Source organism: Paenibacillus tuaregi (assembly GCF_900086655.1).
In the GTDB taxonomy this organism is placed as follows: domain Bacteria; phylum Bacillota; class Bacilli; order Paenibacillales; family Paenibacillaceae; genus Fontibacillus; species Fontibacillus tuaregi.
The window spans coordinates 1-18355 of the sequence record NZ_LT575475.1 but is presented as its reverse complement, the minus strand read 5'-3'; the positions used below and the strand labels follow the sequence as shown (position 1 = coordinate 18355).

Sequence of the window (18355 nt, the reverse complement as noted above, 5' to 3'; positions counted from 1 at the left end):
CCCAGCATCCGGCGCAAGTGGTCACGGCCAGTACGTGACAACCCCCGACAACACCAAACCACTAGCCCCCGGCTCGCCTCATGGTTCAGGCAGGTCTTTTAACGTGGTCTCCTGATCCCACCAAGTCGGCGAAACTTACCTTGGCTTGTTCCTTATTTTGGCAATAGGAAAGCAAGCCCTCAATTACTATTTTTTCAAAAATAGACTGAGCGCCTTTTCTTATTCGGTTTTTCTATGTATGTCTAGCTGTGATAAATAAAAAGGACCCTGGCCTCCTTTAATAAAGGAAAACAGGGTCCCACAAATAAACACGCCTAATTAAATACACCTCTTGAATCGTTCATCAAAAAGAGTATATAATAGAAGGACAAAAGTCATTGTGAAAGCGCCTGTTTCGCCGATCTACTAAATCGGACGGGGCAGCATCGGTGTTCCCAGCACCGAGCCGCTGAAACAATGGCTATTTTAGTTATTAACATTACAAAACTTTCGCCTTTATTCTAGCATAATCTACTAGATATTAATACAGTTTATTAAAACTGTATAACTGTATGTACGTCTGTACATACGTATGTACATCTGGCTGTACACATGTACATACGTATGGATGTACATACATATGTACATATGTACGGTTGTACATACAGATGTACATATGTACAGGAATACAGGTCTAATTCCTGTACATACAACTGTACAGGAATACATGGTGTTTATCTTCTCTCTGTTTCACTACGATATCTCCGCAATAGTTCTTCAATAATCTGAACCATGTCTTTGTTTATCGTCAGGGCATGAACCTTTAACCATCTGTGCAGTTCAGCATCAAGCTCAAATGTGGCCTTCTTTTTCCCGCTGATCTGTACAAGTTCATTGGCCGGGCTATTAGCTAACTCCGCATCTTTGATTATTTCAGCCTTGCTTTCTTGCGCCCCTGCCGGGGAACGCATAAGGTTTTTGAACTTATCTGCTTTGGTGGACACGATCCTTCAACTCCTTCACAAACTCGATATATGGTTCAAGAACAGTTTGGTCGGACTTTGTGCTATCCTGGATGCCCTCAAGAACAAATTCCTTTATGCGGCTGCGGCGTTTGATAATATTATCGAAAACCATTTCCCCGTACTCTTCGCGTGCCTTTTCAACAATAGAGTTATCTATACTTGTACGGGAATCACTCATTGCGATCAGGATTCCAGCCAGAGCAAGCCTTTCGTTCGTCCGCTGTTGAACAATAGCTAAAGTTTCAAGATAGCGTTCTAAGGCTGAATAGCAGAACGGTTCTGTCTGTAAAATTACCACAGCGTAATCACTTGCAGTAAGCCCGTTAATTGTTTGATCACCAAGGTTCGGAGGAAGGTCAATTAAGATGTAATCGTAACGCTCTTTGACCATATCCAGAGTTTTACGGAGGGCTTGGGTAGCATCGCCTTTATAGTCACGATATAGCCAGCGACTAAATGTAGAAAGGATGTCTTCTGCTGGAATCAAATCTAAATTGTCAGTTATCCTTACAATATATGGAGTTGGGTTCTTTTCCTGAATGGCTTCCAAAATCGTCTGCTTCGTGAAATCATAAATATCACGGCGTGTAAGAAACTCGGTCAAATTACCTTGGCTGTCAAAGTCAATAGCCAGGACTTTAGCTTCCTTAGAAAGCAAATGTGCAGTTATGGCACAAGCTGTCGTCTTCCCGACTCCACCTTTCTGTATGCCGAAACTAATAACAAGGCCCATCACGACACCTCCGATTAATAACAAAACTGTATAACTGTATTATATCATAAGAACAAAGATAAGAGGAAAAAATTTCGCTGGGTTCCTGTACATACATATGTACAACTGTACGTACAGGTGTACATATGTATTCCTGTATTTACAGGTTTAAGGATGGATTAATAAGCGTAAACTGATCCAGTTACCTGCCCGTGTGCGAACATAGAAAGTGCCGTTGATTCGTTTGCCGTGCTTATACATAGGCTCCATTCCTCCTTATATTTTAAGCTGTTTGCAGAAGTCCGGGTCAATCTGCCGTAGCCTTTCTTTTGCGGTCTCTAGTGCCAAATACGGCATTCTAAGCTGATATCCGTATCGTCCCATAGCTTTGAGTTCTTCAAGTCTTTTCAACCGAAAAATGTAACTGTTCCAAGCGTATTCCCATTCTTCTACGGTTGTCATTGTATACACTCCTTTTGACTGGCCGTGACCGATCGGGGCCAAATCACTCTATTTATGTATACAAAATTCAGATCCGGATCTCGCCGTCTATGACCTTTTTGTATACAGAATGTGAGCTGAAGCAGCTCTCCAGGTTCGTTTTTTGTATACGCTTTTGGGCGAACTGCCCCCAATCGGGGAAGGGGCCCCGATTGGGGGCCGCGCTTCCTCGTAATTAATCTGTTCCCTCAAACGTAACGCCTAGTATATAATCAGCAGCTTTCTGTGCCTGCCCTGCCGCTTGAACAATCAACCGTTTATCATCCTTCAACTCCCGCAACCAACTACCCACATAAGCAGCGCTATTGTCTAAGGTACTATTATCAATACCTGCCACTCCGCAAAGCATAGCTGCTCCAATTTCTGCGACCAGTTCTTCCTTGCTGTAACTCTCGTCACCAAAGGCGGCAAGCTCGGTTATACCTGAACGATTCAAGCGTTTTGCATGGCCTGTGCTATGAACATGCTCGTGGAACAGGGTGCTATAATATTCTTCTGCCTTTGCATAATCACAGATTGGAGGAACGCTTACCGAGTCCGTTGACGGCCGATAGAAGGCCCGTCCAGAAGCGAAGGTCACTCGTGGTGCATCTTTGTAACCTTCACAAATTTTTTCTGCTGCCTCGATGGGATCATGCTCAAATGTCTGGTCATCCCGTTTACTCTTCAGTCCTTCGCATTGCTTATTGATATCGAATACATTGTAATAGCGCAAAAACGGTATTTTAACTTCCTTACCACTGTCTTCATCTTCCTTTTCTAGCCAAGTCCAGAAAACAACAATATTTCCTTTCTCGCCTTTTTTGACAGTACCCCCGGCTTCTTTAATTTGTTTGAAGGTTGCGTATTCTCCCGGTTCCAACAGCATTGTATTAATTCCACGGTAGGACTTTTGTGTTTTCCAGTTAACGGCCGCCCCCACTCTCCAAGGTCTGCGCCAAGGAACTATCCCCTTCTCTAAAAGTTGTATCATTCGGTTTGTTATCATTTCATAAATTTTTTCGCTCATTTTAACCTCTCCTTATGTGTTATAATGGAGGGGCGAAGGGTCCAAAATCTTCGCCCCGGTCGCTATTGCTCCCTTAAGCAATGCGGCCTTTTATTGTTTTGGTTGGTTGGCATTGCATCCAGATAAGCATTTAATAGCCCATCTAGTAACTGCGATTGCTCCAGAACCTCCGGTGCGGCCAGTCCATATTGCCTGGCTAGATTGTGCATTTTTTTCCTTTCGGTTTCGATTTGTCTTAATAATTCCTCCAAGAAATCACCTCACATAGCAGCTTTTTTGAATTTTGACTCCGCATGGCATCGGGTCCCGAAAGGGCGATTTTTTCGCCTTTTCTTGCGAAGCTTGGGAACAGGAGCATAGCCGGATGGTCAAGGGATCAGCACAAAAACTTTTTTCTTCCGCTTTGATTCTTTCGATGGAAGAAAAAAGTTTTTTGCCCCTTGACGATCTGGCTACGGCACTTAGGAAAAAACGTGTTGGGCCGGGGACCCGGCGCGTTTTTTTCTTAGTGCCGTTGCTACCTGTTACCATGCGGAGGCAAAAGGCGAAAAAGCGTTTCAAATAAAAAAGAACCGACTTTATGCCGGTTCTAACCACACCATCCTGGTTCACTTGAAGCCCTGAGAACGATGATGAAACGGAGCGAAGCGTAGAGGAATCATGGTTCTTGCTTTGCTTCGTAGAACATGATGGTTTGCGAAGATGGAGCGATAGCGGAACGGAGAAAACCATGATGTTTGAGCATTACCCTAATGGTTTTTCTTCCAGCGAGTCCCGTTAAGAATCACAATGGAACCCGGACGCCCTTTCCGGGGTCGCTTGGGATTTAGGGACGGTGAACCGGGGGATTATAACACCTGTTTTCTTTACCTTTTCTTGCTTTTAAGGTCTATGTCCATTAGTAAATTGGGTATACTATTGATAATTAGTAGAAGGGAGGATTTGGAATGGAGATAATATTAGTTCTAGCCGTGTTGTTCCTTATTGGTTGGTGTCATGCAGTTATTTTAAGATGTAAGCATGGTTCAGCGTACAATAAATACGTATTTTTAACGGCTCTATTGGTGTACATCGCTGGAAATTATATTCAATCCCAAACGTTCGATAATAAAACAGTGTTTAGTTTAATATTCGCTATTTATTCCTTGATCGCAATTCCATACCACTTGTGGCTAATGATTTACACGACCAAGCAAAAGAAGAGTGCAAAAGAATAGTCCGTTCCTAAGCATTCTTGTAAACTTTATTTTATTTTGTCGGTAAATTATATGATTACCCTACTAATTTTTAATACTTTTCTGTCGTTTTCTTTATACTATAATGACGTTGAACCGTTATCCTTCATTTCGAAGTAATTCATTTACCTTTATATTTTAGAATTCAGCTCATCAAGAAAGAGCCCTACCCATATCGGATAGACCTCTTTAAAGTATATTTCTTGGTATAGGCAGATAATCCCTATTAGCAGATTCCCCATCCTTTTTGCAGTGCCTCGGCAACAAAGATGACACGCCGGGCCTGGTGCTTAACGGCGGATAGTCCATTAACGTCGAAATTACCGCTCATGTCTGTAGTCAGACTTGTTCCGTAAGGATTCCCTCCCGCAAGGACTACAGAAGAATCCGTATAACCTGGGGCAACGACAATCGCTCCCCAGTGATACAAGCTGGTATACAGGGACAAAATTGTCGCTTCCTGCCCGCCGTGCACATTGCTGGCACTCGTCATGGCGGAAACAACCTTATTCTCCAGCTTTCCTTTGGCCCATAGTGCACCAGTTGTATCGAGGAACTGCTTTAACTGGGCGGCTACGTTGCCAAAACGAGTCGGAGTGCTGATGATGACTGCATCGGCCCAGCCGATATCATCTAAAGTCGCAATGGGTACTTCTGCGGTTTCTTTGAGGTGGGAGTTCCAGACCGGATTAGATTCAATAGCTGCTGCTGGCGCCAACTCTGCGGCTCGAATGAGTCGTACTTCTGCTCCTGCTTCTTTGGCTGCTTCTTCGGCGGCCCGGGCCATTCTGTAGTTCGTTCCCGTGGAACTATAATAAAGAATTGTTAACTTCACTTTGCTCATCTTTTCTTCCTCCTGTACATATGTAGAAGCTCTCAATAAGCTTCAGACAGATTGCGGTCTCGAAACCGAATTCCGATAGCTTGAATAAATAGTACAAGAACAGATGCATGTGAGTAGCATTAAATAAGTAGTTAATCGAGCTGCTTTAAATCTGAATGCGGACTAGCCCAAAGTAAGTGTACTGTCAGTTATTTCTGATATAGGCCGCTCCATTATCCAGTATGGAGAGAAGCTAGCGCCTGCTGAAGAGCAAGCGGATTGAAGTACTCACGCCACAGACTAATGCGTCCATCAGTTACGCGAAACAGACTGATATAAGATTGCCGGTAAAGATGTTCACTCCCAGCCACGATCCCTTGCCCATCCATTTCGGCCGTCAAGAGTCCAGGCTCATAAGAGGGATAAATCCGTATATTATAAATACTCCAGGTTGCGTACATACCGCCTTCTTTACCAATGAACTGCTCCAGCATATCAGCGAGTGTCTCTTTTCCAACAACACGTTCCGGTACCCCTGGTAGAGCAAACGGGGTTTCGTAGACGATATCATCTGCCATCAAGCCGGCCATTACTTGAACGTCCTGCTTCGCCTCCGCTTCCAAGAAACGGATAACAACCTCTTGTTCCTTCATGTTCTATTCCCCCTTTCCTTAGTTCTGGTTAAGGACTATTGTAAGTATAGCTGGGTCCCATCGGAGGGTATTGAACAAAATGCGTTAGTTTTTGGCTAAAATGCGCACGAGAATTACGTGAGTAATGTTCAGTAATAAACATTAAGAGTTGGAGTTCAGTATTGTGAGAATCCCCCCGTCTCTCTTATGAAGTAAACAAAAAACGCTGATAAAGTGATTTCTCACTCAGTCAGCGTTTGGCATACTGCATCGGTGTCAAACCGGTTATCCTTTTGAATAACCTAGTAAAATGACCTTGATCAGAGAACCCGAGCTGGACCGCAATCTCTTTTATTCCGAGTCGGCCGCAGTGGACTAATGTCTTTGCACGCTCTATCCGCAGTGCAATTAAATATTGATGGGGTGTTAAGCCCATTTCCTTTTTGAACACCCGAACAAATTGAGACAAACTTAAGTTAGCGACAGTTGCCAGTTCATCCAGAGACAAATCCCGTTCTAAGTTCGTATGCATATATTCGATAATGCGGGAGGTTTGAGTATTGCTCAATTTGTCAGGCTTGATGCCTTTCCCAAGAGAAGGCGTATAGTGTTGTAGAAGATGTACCGCTGTCATATTCGCCAGGGAATCGAAATATAGCCTGCCTCCACTCCCACCGTTGTGCATTTCTTCGGCCATCCATCTGCTCAGCTGTAGAAGCTTCGGGTCTTGAGTAAAAAGACGGCTAGCCAATGTTAAATTGTTAACTTTGCCGAAACCTGATTGCTCCGCTATCTCATCAAGGAAGGAAGGAAGAATCTCTATTTTCAAAAAGGAAAGGGGCTGTTCCCACCTGCAATGCATCTGCGTGTGAATGGGAATCACCTGTAAATCACCAGAACGAGTCAGGTTATTCCTAATCTCATTTTGTTCGAGTGTATGGAGTTGCACAGGTCTGGCAGTACCCAGTATGGTAATTAGGTGCTTGGAAGACACCGTATCGTCATAAGCTTCATTGGGAGAGATTTGATGCCATTCGGTCAGGCGGAATGATGTCCATCCCAAATAATCACTCGATCGTATCGGCTTACTATCGATTGAGGAAAATCGTCTCAAATTATGGTTTGTCGTCATCTCCCGATCCCTTTCCGACTAAATTGTATCTGTTAAGTAAAAGTATAGCACTTATCCCGCCAAAGGTAACAGAATGCAAATCTATAATAATTTCGGTTTGTTGGTTTCCAGATTCGGTGATGCAAAAGTAGAGAGGCCCAGCCCATCACGCTGTTTCTCCCTACTGACATTTATAGGTCGTGTAAAGTGCCCCCGCCGGCTTGCTAACGCATAAGCAGAGTTTGAATTTCTTGTCGCAGGGGTTCGTTCCCTGCAATAATTCCGATGGATCCCCAGGTAAATTCCTGTCCCCGGATATCCGTAACGCTTCCCTTGGCCTCCTTAACGATCAATGCGCCAGCCATCCAGTCATACAGCTGTTCCCCATATTCCCAGTAAGCGTCCATTCGTCCACACGCTACATAAGCGAGTTGCAGCGCTACAGAACCCAGCAGGCGTACCGCGAAAGCTTCAGGAAGCAGCTTCCCAATACTCCAGATCGTTAGCTCCGTATTAACAGGGTCCTCCACAATCACGGCTGGAGGAGCGGTTACGAGCAGGGAATCATGGACTCTGGTTTTACGGGCAATCTGGGTAGGTTCTCCGTTAAGGAAAGCACCTTGGCCGTGGAACGCATGGAAACATTCATCTCGGTAAGCATCATAGACGAGGGCATAGGATGGCTGCCCATTCTCCACCAGACACAGGGACATTCCCCAGAAGGCGCACCCCTGGTGCAGGTGCATGCCCCCATCGACTGGATCAAGCACCCAATAGGCTCCTCTAAACTCAGGAGTTTTCTGCTTTTCGAATACAAGTTCCGCATCAGACCAATGGACTGCTGGATAACGGTCCAGTAAGAACTTCTTGATCTCCTCTTCGGCCCACTCGTTGGCAGCCGTGAATCGTTCAAACATTTCCTCCCTGTCGGCAGGAGCTTCCCTGTGACTGTAATTAGCCAGAAGCTCCTTCCCTACAAATGCGAATACGTCTCTGATTTCTTCGTGATTCACTATGACCATAACTGATCAGCTCCTTAGTTTAGGTGGGATTAGTTTACTGCTGCCTTGGCCTTTACTGGTTTTGCTTTAGATGCCTTCAATCGAACAATTAATATAAATGTAACGACTGACAATGCAATCACACAGAACATGGCTAGGTTATAAGCATGGATGTATGAGTTCACTGCACCCCCGTCAGTTGAGCCCCCCTGACCGGATAAGGAACTAAAAAAGAGGGAGCCTATAACAGCTACACCCAGTGCATTTGCCGTCTGCATGAATGTACTGAGAATACCTGAAGCCGAACCCGCAAACTTACTGCCAACGCCCGACATGATGGTGGCCATGAGCGGCGCTCCGACGAGCCCTTGACCAAGGCCGGCAAAGAAGAACGGGACAAGGAACAACTGCCAATTCAAATCAGCGGCAGAGGAAAAGCCAATAAAGGCGATCGCAATATAGGATACCAAAGAGACAAGCGTACCCCACCGAAGCACTGGGATTCCTGCTTTGGCCCATTTGGGACTCAGCAGCGAGCCTAGGAAGAAGGCGACACCAATCGGCATAAAGGCCAGAGCGGATTGCATCGCAGTAAGGTGAAGTCCTTCCTGCAGAGCCAATGAGGTAACCAGGAAGAAGCCGCTGTTTCCGACTTGAAATGTCAATATCGTAAAGACGCCATAGCGGAAGCTGTGCTCCGAGAAAATGGACACAGGCACAAGAGGTGCCTTGCCGCTACGGATCATCCGCTGTTCATAGAAGAGGAACAGGGTAAAGCAGAGTATAGAACCTGCGAAGCAGAAGAACACCCATAAAGGCCATCCGGCTTCACTGCCTACGACAAGAGGATAGATGAGTAAAAGCAGGGTTAGCGTGAGAATTAGGATACCGACCAGATCAATTCCCTTCTTCTCAGTTGAACGGGATTCTCGGACCAACGGAATAATAGCCAACACAGCCAGAATACCGATAGGTACATTAATAAGGAAAACCGAACGCCAGCCGAGACCCCACAGGTTGAGATGAAGCATAACTCCACCAATGATCTGGCCTGCAACTAAGCCAAGGCCGCTTACCGCCCCGTAAAAACCAATGGCTTTGCCTTTCTCTTCAGCAGGAAAAACCACTTGTATGATGGAAAGTACTTGAGGAATCAGTATTGCGGCCCCTATACCCTGAAGAACCCGTGAGAATATTAGAAAATCAGCACTGGACGACATGCCGCAAAGGGCCGAAGATATGATAAAAATCAGCATGCCGGTGATAAACATGGTTTTCCTTCCGAGCCAGTCACCCAGCCGGGCACCTGTAATAAGCAGAACGGCATAACTTAGCACATAAGCAGCGACAATGAACTGGATTTGTGTACCGTTCGCATGGAGCTGCTCCTGGATGGTCGGAATAGCGACATTGACAATAAATGAATCAAGGATGACCATAAATGTCCCGAGCAGCAGTACAGCCAGAGCCCACCAACGTTTTGGATCAGTCCCCTGTCTGAATTCCTGAGTAATTGTTTTCACGTATAACCTCTCCTTACTATGCTTTAGATTATATGTTGTATTCATAAATACCACTAATAATGCTGCAAAAAAAGGGAACACTTATGTGTTCAAGTAATCCCTATATGGTTCGATGATCTGTTCATAATTTTTGCCGTATCGGGTATTGAGCTCACGGCCAAAATCTTTTTCAATCTGCTCCATAATTAGATCATGGTAGAAGCCGTTCTGTAGCATTTCGATGAGCGATGGGTGATCGGTCTCCAGTACTGACAGCTTATGAGCGCTGCCGAAGCTACCAAGCAAGGCGGAACCCTTATCACACAACAGTGAGAACTTCCGGGATTCAAGACCTTGCCATTCCTCGCTACGCTTGTGCACCAGAACATTTCTCAAGTTGGTATGGCATTCACCAATCGAGATGAGTGTGACAGACACCCCGCGGCTCTCAGCCTCTAGCAGCCATTCTTCACACCAGTGCAAGTCTTCAGCCCAAATATCGGCGACGATACTTCTATGTGCATTGGCGACCAGACGCTGAATCGCTATTCGAATGGGCCCATCTCCCTGCCAGGTGTAGAATGAGGTACTTTTTCTTGGCGGTGATTGCATCTGCTTCAACAGGGCTTTAGATGTCTGCTCGAAATCAGATTGCAGCAGCCGGACAAGTTGCTCAATGGGTACCGCATCATACAAAACTGGATCGGTCTCGATGACCCGGCACATTCCTTTATCTGTCAGGGAGCGAAGTGCCGCATATACGTTCGTCCTAGAAACGGATACGTGCTTGGCGACCTCATATCCAGAGAGATTCGGCTCCTGGTGCAGTGCGTAATAACAGCGAGCTTCTAAGTCGGATAGACCGATTCTACGAAGTTCTTCGATCAATAGGTGGTACCTCCTCATCTCAGTTATGTTAGTATTATTAAATACTACTACAATTTTCGGTAATGTCAATATGAGTTTGGATATTAATTCTCACTCGGTATTTTAATGAGATCATCCTACGGAATCAAAAACCCTGAGCCATTAACAGATACATTATCTACCAAAACCCACCACAAAGACGTTACACCATATTTCTTTCCCTCAAAAATATTTGATTCACTACCTTCGCTTAAAATCAAAGACCCTTGATTCAGCGATATTTCTGATCAAGGGCCCCATTTAGTTGCGCATTATCAAAACCAGATTGGCAGCTTAATTCTTGCTTGTTAAAACCGACAAAATACTATCAAGTGAGCGACATTATAATATAAAGTTTACAATTCTGAACGCCTTCAGAGCGATTGAAAATGAATATTAGGGTGATTGCCCTAATTCCAAAAGAACGGGCCTTAAGAGCCATAGAAAGCCTGTAAAGGATAGGGCTGTGAATAGGACTTGCATCGCGTTCCGATTTAATCCTGTCTATGCTACGATATTAATGCGAGTGACCCGGAAAGTTTCTCGCTTCAAGCGTCGATTGCCCCGCAGCAATCGGCTTTTTATTTTCAATAACGCAAGCGTTATACTGGTTAATCAAAATGTCTATTTCTTGGGATTTAGACAATGTTCGGCTATCTAAAATACCGTATTCAGAAACAAAGAGGCAAAGCAGTTCACGCTCTCTCTCTATGTTCATTCTTAGTTCGTACAAATTCACACTATCAGCCCCTTCGGCCATAGAATGCAAAAAGGTAGACCAACCTTTCACTCCGGGTCTACCTCTTTATGATTGTTCGGTTTTATTCCTCTACCGGTTCTATGGCCATCGTTTAAACGTTCGGGTTTAGCGTGTTGTTTTACTGTTTATTCGACACCTAGTATGGCAGAAAACGGAATCAGTTCCCAACTTTCATTATCGAGCGCAACTTTGACGTAATCCAACCGCGGCTCCATATGTATGACTACACCCTGTACATAACGATCCTCATAATCACCAAAAACCTTTAAACAAATGGGAGTCCGAGAATAAAAAGAAGCATGAAGCTGTTGTTCAATTGCAGTTTTCTCTTGCTCGTCCAAATTCGGTTTAATCTTACGACGGCTTTCTCGATCGTATGCAATCATTGCTTCCCGGTGTTCAGGCAAAATGAATTTACTACTCCACAAATTAATCTTTTCCAAGAAAAACACCTCCAAAATAGGAATATATGTTCCTATTATGATGGTGTTTTTTTGTTATTGCAACACACAACATACTGAATGAACTCAATTAGTATATTGCTCCGAATAAACGTGAACACTAATTAACAGAATCTAAGAATCATAGTGCCCCAGCAGATGTATCCAAGGAAGCCAGTCATTAATACGCCAATATAAAAGCATTCCTCGATCACAGCACCTACCTTCCAAATTAACTTTACAACTTTTGGGATCGGCTCGGGAACATATGAACTGGTGTAATATTCATATTCAAACTGAACTTTTTTCGACAGATTCATACACCCCTTTACAAAAAGTAAGCACATTCTATCTATGGAAATTATATCTTACTGAACTTATAAGTTCAATACAGACTATGTAAAACGAACTTTCAATAACCTGCCAAGCTTCGAGTCTTTAACCTAAACTTTTATTGAGGTGTATCTGATGGAAATAGGTAAAGCACTCGGGGACAAAATCCGACATTATCGTTTAAAACAAAACTTAACGCAGGAGCAACTTGCAGAAGCTATTGATACATCAGGAACTTATATTGGCCGCTTGGAACGAGGAGAGCAAAACGTCCAGCTTTTGACTCTCGAAAGGATAGCTGCTGCGCTAGACGTGAGTATCTATGCCTTCTTTACGGGCGATCAATTTGAACAATTGAAGGATTATGAAGCGATCTGGGACTGTGTTCTTTTATTGAAAAATCAGAGTGTCGCCGATCAACAGCGAGCCTTCCGGGTTTTAAAGGAAATGTTCACTCCATAAACTGTATACAAAATCAAACCTGGCGAGCTGCTGCAGCTCGTTTTTTTGTATACAAAAAGTTCATCACCAGTGAGATCCGGAAGTCGATTTTGTATACATAGAAAAAGAGCAGCTTCCCGGATCAGGGGAACTGCTGCTTCAAAAATGTATACGATCTATTCAGCTAATGGAATCGGTTGTCTCTCTTGTTCAACTGAATCCTGTGGTACTGGTTGCTGTTGTTTCAAATGGTTAAAAGTACCCTTCTGGATTTCCTTGATTACGTCTTTGAGATTAATTCCGTGATCATTTAGAATCACAATGGTGTCTTCGATGTTCTTAACCTTAATTTGATGCTCGGTATCCTTAATTTGTTTGGAAACCCTCTTAAGTTCTTCCTCGATTTTCTCTTTTTTCTTAATCAACGATTCTTCTCTTTCTAGTAGCTTCAATAATTTTTTTTCTTCATCCATCATCAACAAAACCTCCTAGCAATCATAATAATCATGCTTATAGCTGTTCTGTTTATATAGAAAGATTAGAAGCACCAAAACCACGATAACCAAACCGCTAATAACGACATTGAAAGGTAAAGCAGGTTGCGAACGTTCTTCTTTCGTAGGGGCAACGATTGTTTCCTTTACCTCCGGTTCTTTTATCGAAGGACGATCTGATTTAGGGGAGAGCGATTGGTCCATCTTCTTTATAAATGTTTCTTCATCAGGGACAGCTTTAGTAGAATTCGGTTTTAATGCAATCTCCAATTTAAAAGGTATGCTTGAAGTCGTGTTCTCAGGCACATTGATTTGCTCGGGAGCCTTGATATCATAATTATTTGCATTCTCACCAACGATGTTTATAAAATCGACTTTATAGTTTCCGGGCTTTACTTCTCTTTGGTTCAAATATTGGTTTATCTTATCCAGCCGCACCATGCTGTTTTCCTTTGCATCAGACATCAAATTAATAAGAATGGTACTTTCAAATCCCTTCGGGACTTGGGCTGAAAACTCAACATTCAATTTTTTCTGTTGGGAAGGTGAACCCGCTGGAGGGTTAACTGCTTCTTCCGCATGTGTTATTTGGCTAATCCCGGTCAATCCCAAAAACGCGATGACAACAAAAAAAGCAATGATCTTTCGTTTCATCATAAATCACCTCACTTAAACAATAATGGTCGTCTCGGGTACTTAAATCCCTTATAGCTGTTTATGACAACTCCGGTACTACCCGCACAATGAACATATAAATAATTCCCCTTTGAATCTTTCCCGATAAAAATCCCGATATGATTGACCCCACCTTGACCCGGTATATTTTTAAATATCAAATCGCCGGGTATCATTTCGTCTTTACTAATAGAGTATGTTTTGCCCCATTGGTAAGAGGTTCCTCCTGCTGAAAACGAAGTCCCTAATCCAGCCGTTTTAAAGGCCCAATCTATAAACCCACTACAATCAAGGCCATATGGCTGTAATGTGCCTGTGGTGTTATCTCCGGGGGCAGTTACCATAACTGGCGTACCCCACTTACTATTCCATCCAGGACCGCTTTTTCCACCCCAAAAATACTTTACCTTCCCTTCTAAAGTGATGGCCGTTTCGATAAGCTGCTTCCTTGCCTTATTAATATCTCCACCTATATTTTTTATGATTTCGGCTTGTTCTTCAGGAGTTAAGCCCCCACCCGGCCCGGGTTCGCCCCCACCTCCAAAGTTACCTGCAAGCTCAGGAAACTGTTCCTGAATAGCGCCGGAAGTAACCAATCGTCTAGCCCATTCTCGTTGTTCCTCATTAAATCCGATCTTGACAAAGATATCTTCCATATCGTACATATAAACCTGAACTATTAAGCGTGTACGAGTTTCATCGTGACATGAAGTTTCCCCTTCCTCATTGGAGGAACACACAGAAACCGTATATGTCTCAGTCTTTGTTTGGATTTTATTGAATTGATCAAAAAGCGAAGTCATGTACGATTCATGTTTATCCGTAAAGGTTAAGTCTTGCTCGAACTTAACGGCCACAATCGCGAAAATTTCAACCCAACTAACCCGGAGCATTCCTTCTTCGTTCATGTAATCTATTCGCACATCGTCATAACCACTGCTTCTGTATGATTCAATTTTTTGGGTAAAGGCATCATTTAATTCCTCTACAACATCCTTGTATTTCTTCGCTGTATCTGAATCAGTCATAAAGAATGATCCGGCCGAACTGGCCGAACCGCCTAAGCTGCTTGTAACAGACAAGAGCAAGAAAAAAACTAAGCCGACAATAGCACCTATGACCATTACTTTCGGGTTCGTGACTACTGCCATTGCCATTTTCTTCATTGCTTGTGCTGCTACTCTCTTTAAGGCTTTAGAGGAGAACGTTTTTTTGATTCCACTTTTGATTTTGAAAGCATATTTGTTTCTTGGGACAAACTTGCTGTTCAAAGTTTTTAGTTTGTTGACCTGAGCTACACCGCCAGCATTTGTTGTCTGCATTCCTTTAATTTTCTTTGCGGCATAAATGGGACGTGTTCTTCCACTCTTTCTTGCAGAAACCTTTGTTTTCAGGCGATGGGCTGTATGCACCGCCTTTTTCGCCCGTTTATAATGCGATTTCGTCTGATCTACTGCTTTTTTGGTTGTAAGGAGAGAATCAACCCCGGAATCAATCTCTTCGGCATGGTACGGATCTACTGTTCTAATTAAAGATTGCGTAGTTTGCTTGGGAACCTGTTTAAGACGCGCCTTTAAATTCTCCCTAAATCTAACGCGAATCCCTCCTGTAGCATCGGAGGGAATCGCAGAAGTGATCCGATTCAATTTCAGATTGCGTTTAAGGTTAGCCTTTACATAAATTTTCTTCATGCAAGCTTCTCCTTGGCTCTCGTTACCTCGGTCACTTCTTCTACTTTCGTAGTCATCATGTTGTATAATTTCGTGTTCCTCGGGAATTCATCTTTGAAAGGAATAATCCCGTTCCCTACAAATAATAGCCCTTGGCCGCTGTCTGCATTTGTCACGTAAGATAATTGAGTGTCCGATATATTAAGCAGTTCCGCAAGCTCGTTACGGTCTGATGGAGCCTGGTTCAGCATCATGAGGAAGTCTGAATTAGAAAGCATCCTCCGGGCAAGCTCCGATTTGAGAAGGTCCTCGACGTTCTGAGTAATCCCCGTTGGTACACCACCCCATTTTCTAGCCCGCTTATAAAGCTCAAAAAGGAAGTTGGCCGAATACTCATTGGCAAAAAGCAGATAAATTTCGTCCATATAAATCCATGTGCGCTTACCCTTGCTACGATTCAAGGTGATACGGTTCCATACTTGGTCAAGAACAATAAGCATTCCCATCGTCTTAAGCTGCTTCCCCAAGTCCTTAATGTCGAAGCAAACAAATCGGTTATTAATGTTGATATTCGTTTTATTGGAGAATACAGACAAATTGCCTTTAACGTATAATTCTAACGCTGTAGCCAACTGTGTAGCCTCGTCGTCGTCTTGCGCTTTTAACTGCTCATAGAAGTTGTAAAGTGTCGGTACATCTTTAGGATCGAAAGTCTGTAAATAATCGTGATAAGTGAGCTTCAAGCAACGGTCAATAATAGACTTTTCCCGCGGCGTAAGACCATAACGGCCACCGACAATAACTTCGCAAAGAGACAAAATAAAATCCGATTTCAGCAGAAGTGGATCGTCTTCGTCCGCATAGTCCATTGTCATATCCAGAGGATTGATATAATTTTTTGATCCGGCAGAGATATGGATGACCTCGCCTTTAAAATTGCTTACGAGCCTTGTATATTCTCGCTCCGGGTCAATAATAATTACATCATCATCCGTATTAAGAAGTACATTGATCATTTCACGCTTTGCCGCGAACGACTTACCCGATCCCGGCGTTCCCAAAATAAAACCATTGGGGTTCTTTAAACTCAGACGATTGAACATGATAAGATTTCTGGAAACGGCATTCAGGCCGTAATACATCCCGTTTTCCTGAAAAAGCTCCTGATTGGTGAACGGCATAAAGATGGCCGTGCTCTCGGTTGTCAAAGTCCTCGATGCCTTAATTAAATTTAGACCATAAGGAATACATGAGTTCAGGGAATCTTCCTGCTGATAATGGAGCGTCCCTACTTGGCAGAGAAACTTGTTAGCAATCGCAACAATTTCTTTACCGTCTTTATTCAAACTGTCGAGATCATCGGCAAAGTGTACGATAACAATGTTCGTCAAAAACATCTTTTGATTTTTATTAATGAGGTCATCCAGGAGTTCCTTAGCTTCTTCCAACGAATGTTTTAATTCATGTGGTATGAATGCTTCCAGATAACCGTTTTTCAAGCTTCGCTTCTGATACTCGATCTTGTTGGCTTCCATGCCCGTAATCTGCTTTTTAACGATCCTTAGAGCCTTGTAGGAGTCCACCGACTTGATATTCATGCTCAACATAACATTGAAAGAGAAGTCAGATATGTCACTCAGGAACTTGTCATTTAAAAAAGTCGGAAGGTCCTTTATATAAATAGCTCTTGCGAATTTATCACCAATGATCATGTGATCGCGTTTAAAGGTCAGCCCATCTGGTGCAATCAAATCTTTTGTTCCCAAACCCTTTCGGCCGTGTTCGGCCGGATCATAGCGAAAATGCCCTTCCTGTCCCATTCTGTAAATATCGTGAAGCAATTCCAATCGTTGGTCCAAATCTAGCCCTAAAATAGAACTTCCCATCCGCTTAAATACGTTCTGCGTTTCGCTTTCCATTCGTACAAAGGAGTTTCTTGCTTCCTCAACATTCGCTGATTCAAGGGAGATAGTAATAAACTTCTCTTTCTTGATCTCATTCTTTCCACCAATGATTTTCTTTTTAAGCATGGCATTGTATTCAGCCCGGAAAGGTTCAAGTTCATCTTCCCTGCTCTTAACGATAAGCTTTTCTTCAAAATCCGCTTTGTCAAAATTTTTATTCACAATAGTAACTTGAAGATCAATTGAGTTATCAAAGAAATTCAGGAATTCACAGTATTTTGCAAAGACTTCTTCCTGGTCCTCCTGCTTTCCAACTTGGTAATTGATATCCCGAAAAGAGAAGGTTTTAGAGTATCGGTTCTTTCCATGTTGTAAAATTCCATCCTCATATGCACGTTGGTAGGGAATAGATTGTTGTGTGCTTTTCGGAATCCTAACCTTCTTTTTTGCTTCTTTTTTTCTTTTGAACAGCACGGCCACTCTCCCCCTTTTCCTTTTCCTTCGTATTGGACAATACTTCAAACAAATTTACAGTTACGTATTTCCGCTTTTGCGGATATATGATTTCCTGTTGAATGACCGACTTGATAAACTGTTCAAATGTCATCCCGTTGTAGGAAAAGTACCCGATCATAAACAGCGGCATGGCTATAAAAATAACTATCCAACTTGCTGTATCCGGCCCCACGATATCCCGGCCAAACCAATAAAGAGGAACATTAACAACAATCGCAATTAACGTACAGACCAATTGGCGCAAATTAAGGCCGAAGAAAAGCTTCTCCTTATACGTTCTGATTTCTTTTGGAATGCGAATTTCTATCATATTGGTCTCCCTTCTGAAAGATCGGAGCGCGGCCAACCTGTATACAAAATTGGATCTCCTGGACAGTGGCCGGCTCACTTTTTCTATACAAAATTAAGCTACTTATAGGCTGCGACTTATTTATTTGTATACGTTAGAGCCTAAATATCAGGCTCCCGTCAGTTTTCTAGCCCAAGCCCCCGATTTAATAACTACAAGCAGCAGCGCTAAACAAGATAACATTCCTTTCCAAAGCTCAATGTCTCCCCCGCCAGTAAACCCTCCAAAGGTAACTTCTGACATGATCGCGGCATATATCACACAACCTACGATAATGATGATCCCCTGCAAGCAAACCGCCGCGTAATCCATTACGAACCTTTTTCCGGTTCCTGAT

Annotated in this window: 20 protein-coding genes and 1 pseudogene; 2 read left to right on the top strand and 19 right to left on the bottom strand. The window is 43.3% G+C overall.

Annotated elements, in window-relative coordinates; all coding sequences use genetic code 11:
* Positions 1 to 713 precede the first annotated feature (713 nt).
* The 5 genes from BN6628_RS00160 to BN6628_RS00140 form a co-directional block, all read right to left on the bottom strand.
* Entirely contained in the window at positions 714 to 983 is a 270-nt protein-coding gene (locus BN6628_RS00160; protein WP_068612552.1) for a hypothetical protein, read from the bottom strand.
* A complete protein-coding gene (locus BN6628_RS00155; RefSeq protein ID WP_068612548.1) occupies positions 964 to 1737 on the bottom strand; it encodes a ParA family protein in 774 nt (257 codons plus the stop codon). The genes BN6628_RS00160 and BN6628_RS00155 overlap by 20 nt, the downstream gene beginning before the upstream one ends.
* A 255-nt stretch (positions 1738 to 1992) precedes the next feature.
* The gene (locus tag BN6628_RS00150) at positions 1993 to 2178 is read right to left on the bottom strand and encodes a hypothetical protein (RefSeq protein ID WP_068612545.1); all 186 of its coding nucleotides are present in this window, start codon (positions 2176 to 2178) and stop codon (positions 1993 to 1995) included.
* 214 nt (positions 2179 to 2392) lie between these two features.
* Positions 2393 to 3226 carry an ArdC family protein gene (locus BN6628_RS00145; RefSeq protein WP_068612541.1) on the bottom strand — a complete coding sequence of 278 codons (834 nt, stop codon included), beginning with the start codon at positions 3224 to 3226 and terminating at the stop codon, positions 2393 to 2395.
* 62 nt (positions 3227 to 3288) lie between these two features.
* Positions 3289 to 3477: an aspartyl-phosphate phosphatase Spo0E family protein gene (locus BN6628_RS00140; RefSeq protein ID WP_068612538.1), complete on the bottom strand. Its 189-nt coding sequence runs from the start codon at positions 3475 to 3477 to the stop codon at positions 3289 to 3291.
* A gap of 113 nt (positions 3478 to 3590) precedes the next feature.
* Between BN6628_RS00140 and BN6628_RS00135 the strand changes: the two genes are divergently transcribed.
* Complete coding sequence (locus BN6628_RS00135; RefSeq protein WP_068612535.1) at positions 3591 to 3791, top strand: hypothetical protein; 201 nt, start codon at positions 3591 to 3593, stop codon at positions 3789 to 3791.
* A gap of 896 nt (positions 3792 to 4687) precedes the next feature.
* On the opposite strand, the gene wrbA is transcribed toward BN6628_RS00135, so the two are convergent.
* The 8 genes from wrbA to BN6628_RS00090 all read right to left on the bottom strand — a co-directional run bounded on the left by wrbA (position 4688) and on the right by BN6628_RS00090 (position 11639).
* On the bottom strand, positions 4688 to 5305 hold the full coding sequence (gene wrbA, locus BN6628_RS00125; RefSeq protein ID WP_068612525.1) for an NAD(P)H:quinone oxidoreductase: 618 nt from the start codon (positions 5303 to 5305) through the stop codon (positions 4688 to 4690).
* A 212-nt stretch (positions 5306 to 5517) separates the two neighbouring features.
* Positions 5518 to 5937: a nuclear transport factor 2 family protein gene (locus BN6628_RS00120; RefSeq protein ID WP_068612522.1), complete on the bottom strand. Its 420-nt coding sequence runs from the start codon at positions 5935 to 5937 to the stop codon at positions 5518 to 5520.
* A 229-nt stretch (positions 5938 to 6166) separates the two neighbouring features.
* Positions 6167 to 7048 (bottom strand): helix-turn-helix domain-containing protein, encoded by an 882-nt coding sequence (locus BN6628_RS00115; RefSeq protein WP_204249251.1) that lies wholly within the window; start codon positions 7046 to 7048, stop codon positions 6167 to 6169.
* A 203-nt stretch (positions 7049 to 7251) separates the two neighbouring features.
* Positions 7252 to 8049, bottom strand: coding sequence for an inositol monophosphatase family protein (locus tag BN6628_RS00110; RefSeq protein ID WP_068612519.1), 798 nt, complete (start codon positions 8047 to 8049; stop codon positions 7252 to 7254).
* 29 nt (positions 8050 to 8078) lie between these two features.
* A complete protein-coding gene (locus BN6628_RS00105) occupies positions 8079 to 9551 on the bottom strand; it encodes an MFS transporter (protein ID WP_157692445.1) in 1473 nt (490 codons plus the stop codon).
* Positions 9552 to 9632: 81 nt separating this feature from the next.
* Positions 9633 to 10418 (bottom strand): TrmB family transcriptional regulator, encoded by a 786-nt coding sequence (locus BN6628_RS00100; protein ID WP_068612518.1) that lies wholly within the window; start codon positions 10416 to 10418, stop codon positions 9633 to 9635.
* Positions 10419 to 10953: 535 nt separating this feature from the next.
* Positions 10954 to 11226 (bottom strand): aspartyl-phosphate phosphatase Spo0E family protein, encoded by a 273-nt coding sequence (locus BN6628_RS00095; RefSeq protein ID WP_068612515.1) that lies wholly within the window; start codon positions 11224 to 11226, stop codon positions 10954 to 10956.
* Positions 11227 to 11321: 95 nt separating this feature from the next.
* Positions 11322 to 11639 (bottom strand): YolD-like family protein, encoded by a 318-nt coding sequence (locus tag BN6628_RS00090; protein WP_082926719.1) that lies wholly within the window; start codon positions 11637 to 11639, stop codon positions 11322 to 11324.
* Positions 11640 to 12104: 465 nt separating this feature from the next.
* On the opposite strand from BN6628_RS00090, the gene BN6628_RS00085 reads away from it, so the two are divergent.
* Entirely contained in the window at positions 12105 to 12431 is a 327-nt protein-coding gene (locus tag BN6628_RS00085; protein ID WP_068612509.1) for a helix-turn-helix domain-containing protein, read from the top strand.
* Between the two features lie 155 nt (positions 12432 to 12586).
* Here BN6628_RS00085 and BN6628_RS00080 read toward each other — a convergent pair whose 3' ends face one another.
* From BN6628_RS00080 to BN6628_RS26345, 6 genes and pseudogenes are all read right to left on the bottom strand, one after another.
* Entirely contained in the window at positions 12587 to 12886 is a 300-nt protein-coding gene (locus BN6628_RS00080) for a hypothetical protein (RefSeq protein ID WP_187386095.1), read from the bottom strand.
* Positions 12887 to 12898: 12 nt separating this feature from the next.
* On the bottom strand, positions 12899 to 13561 hold the full coding sequence (locus BN6628_RS00075; RefSeq protein ID WP_148449247.1) for a hypothetical protein: 663 nt from the start codon (positions 13559 to 13561) through the stop codon (positions 12899 to 12901).
* A gap of 8 nt (positions 13562 to 13569) precedes the next feature.
* Positions 13570 to 15270 carry a C40 family peptidase gene (locus BN6628_RS00070; RefSeq protein ID WP_068612503.1) on the bottom strand — a complete coding sequence of 567 codons (1701 nt, stop codon included), beginning with the start codon at positions 15268 to 15270 and terminating at the stop codon, positions 13570 to 13572.
* Positions 15267 to 17627 (bottom strand): VirB4-like conjugal transfer ATPase, CD1110 family, encoded by a 2361-nt coding sequence (locus BN6628_RS00065; RefSeq protein ID WP_068612499.1) that lies wholly within the window; start codon positions 17625 to 17627, stop codon positions 15267 to 15269. The genes BN6628_RS00070 and BN6628_RS00065 overlap by 4 nt, the downstream gene beginning before the upstream one ends.
* The gene (locus BN6628_RS00060) at positions 17587 to 17979 is read right to left on the bottom strand and encodes a PrgI family protein (RefSeq protein ID WP_068612497.1); all 393 of its coding nucleotides are present in this window, start codon (positions 17977 to 17979) and stop codon (positions 17587 to 17589) included. Before BN6628_RS00060 ends, BN6628_RS00065 begins: the two co-directional genes overlap by 41 nt.
* Positions 17980 to 18126: 147 nt before the next feature.
* Positions 18127 to 18355 (bottom strand): annotated as a pseudogene (locus BN6628_RS26345) (hypothetical protein); the annotation flags it as partial.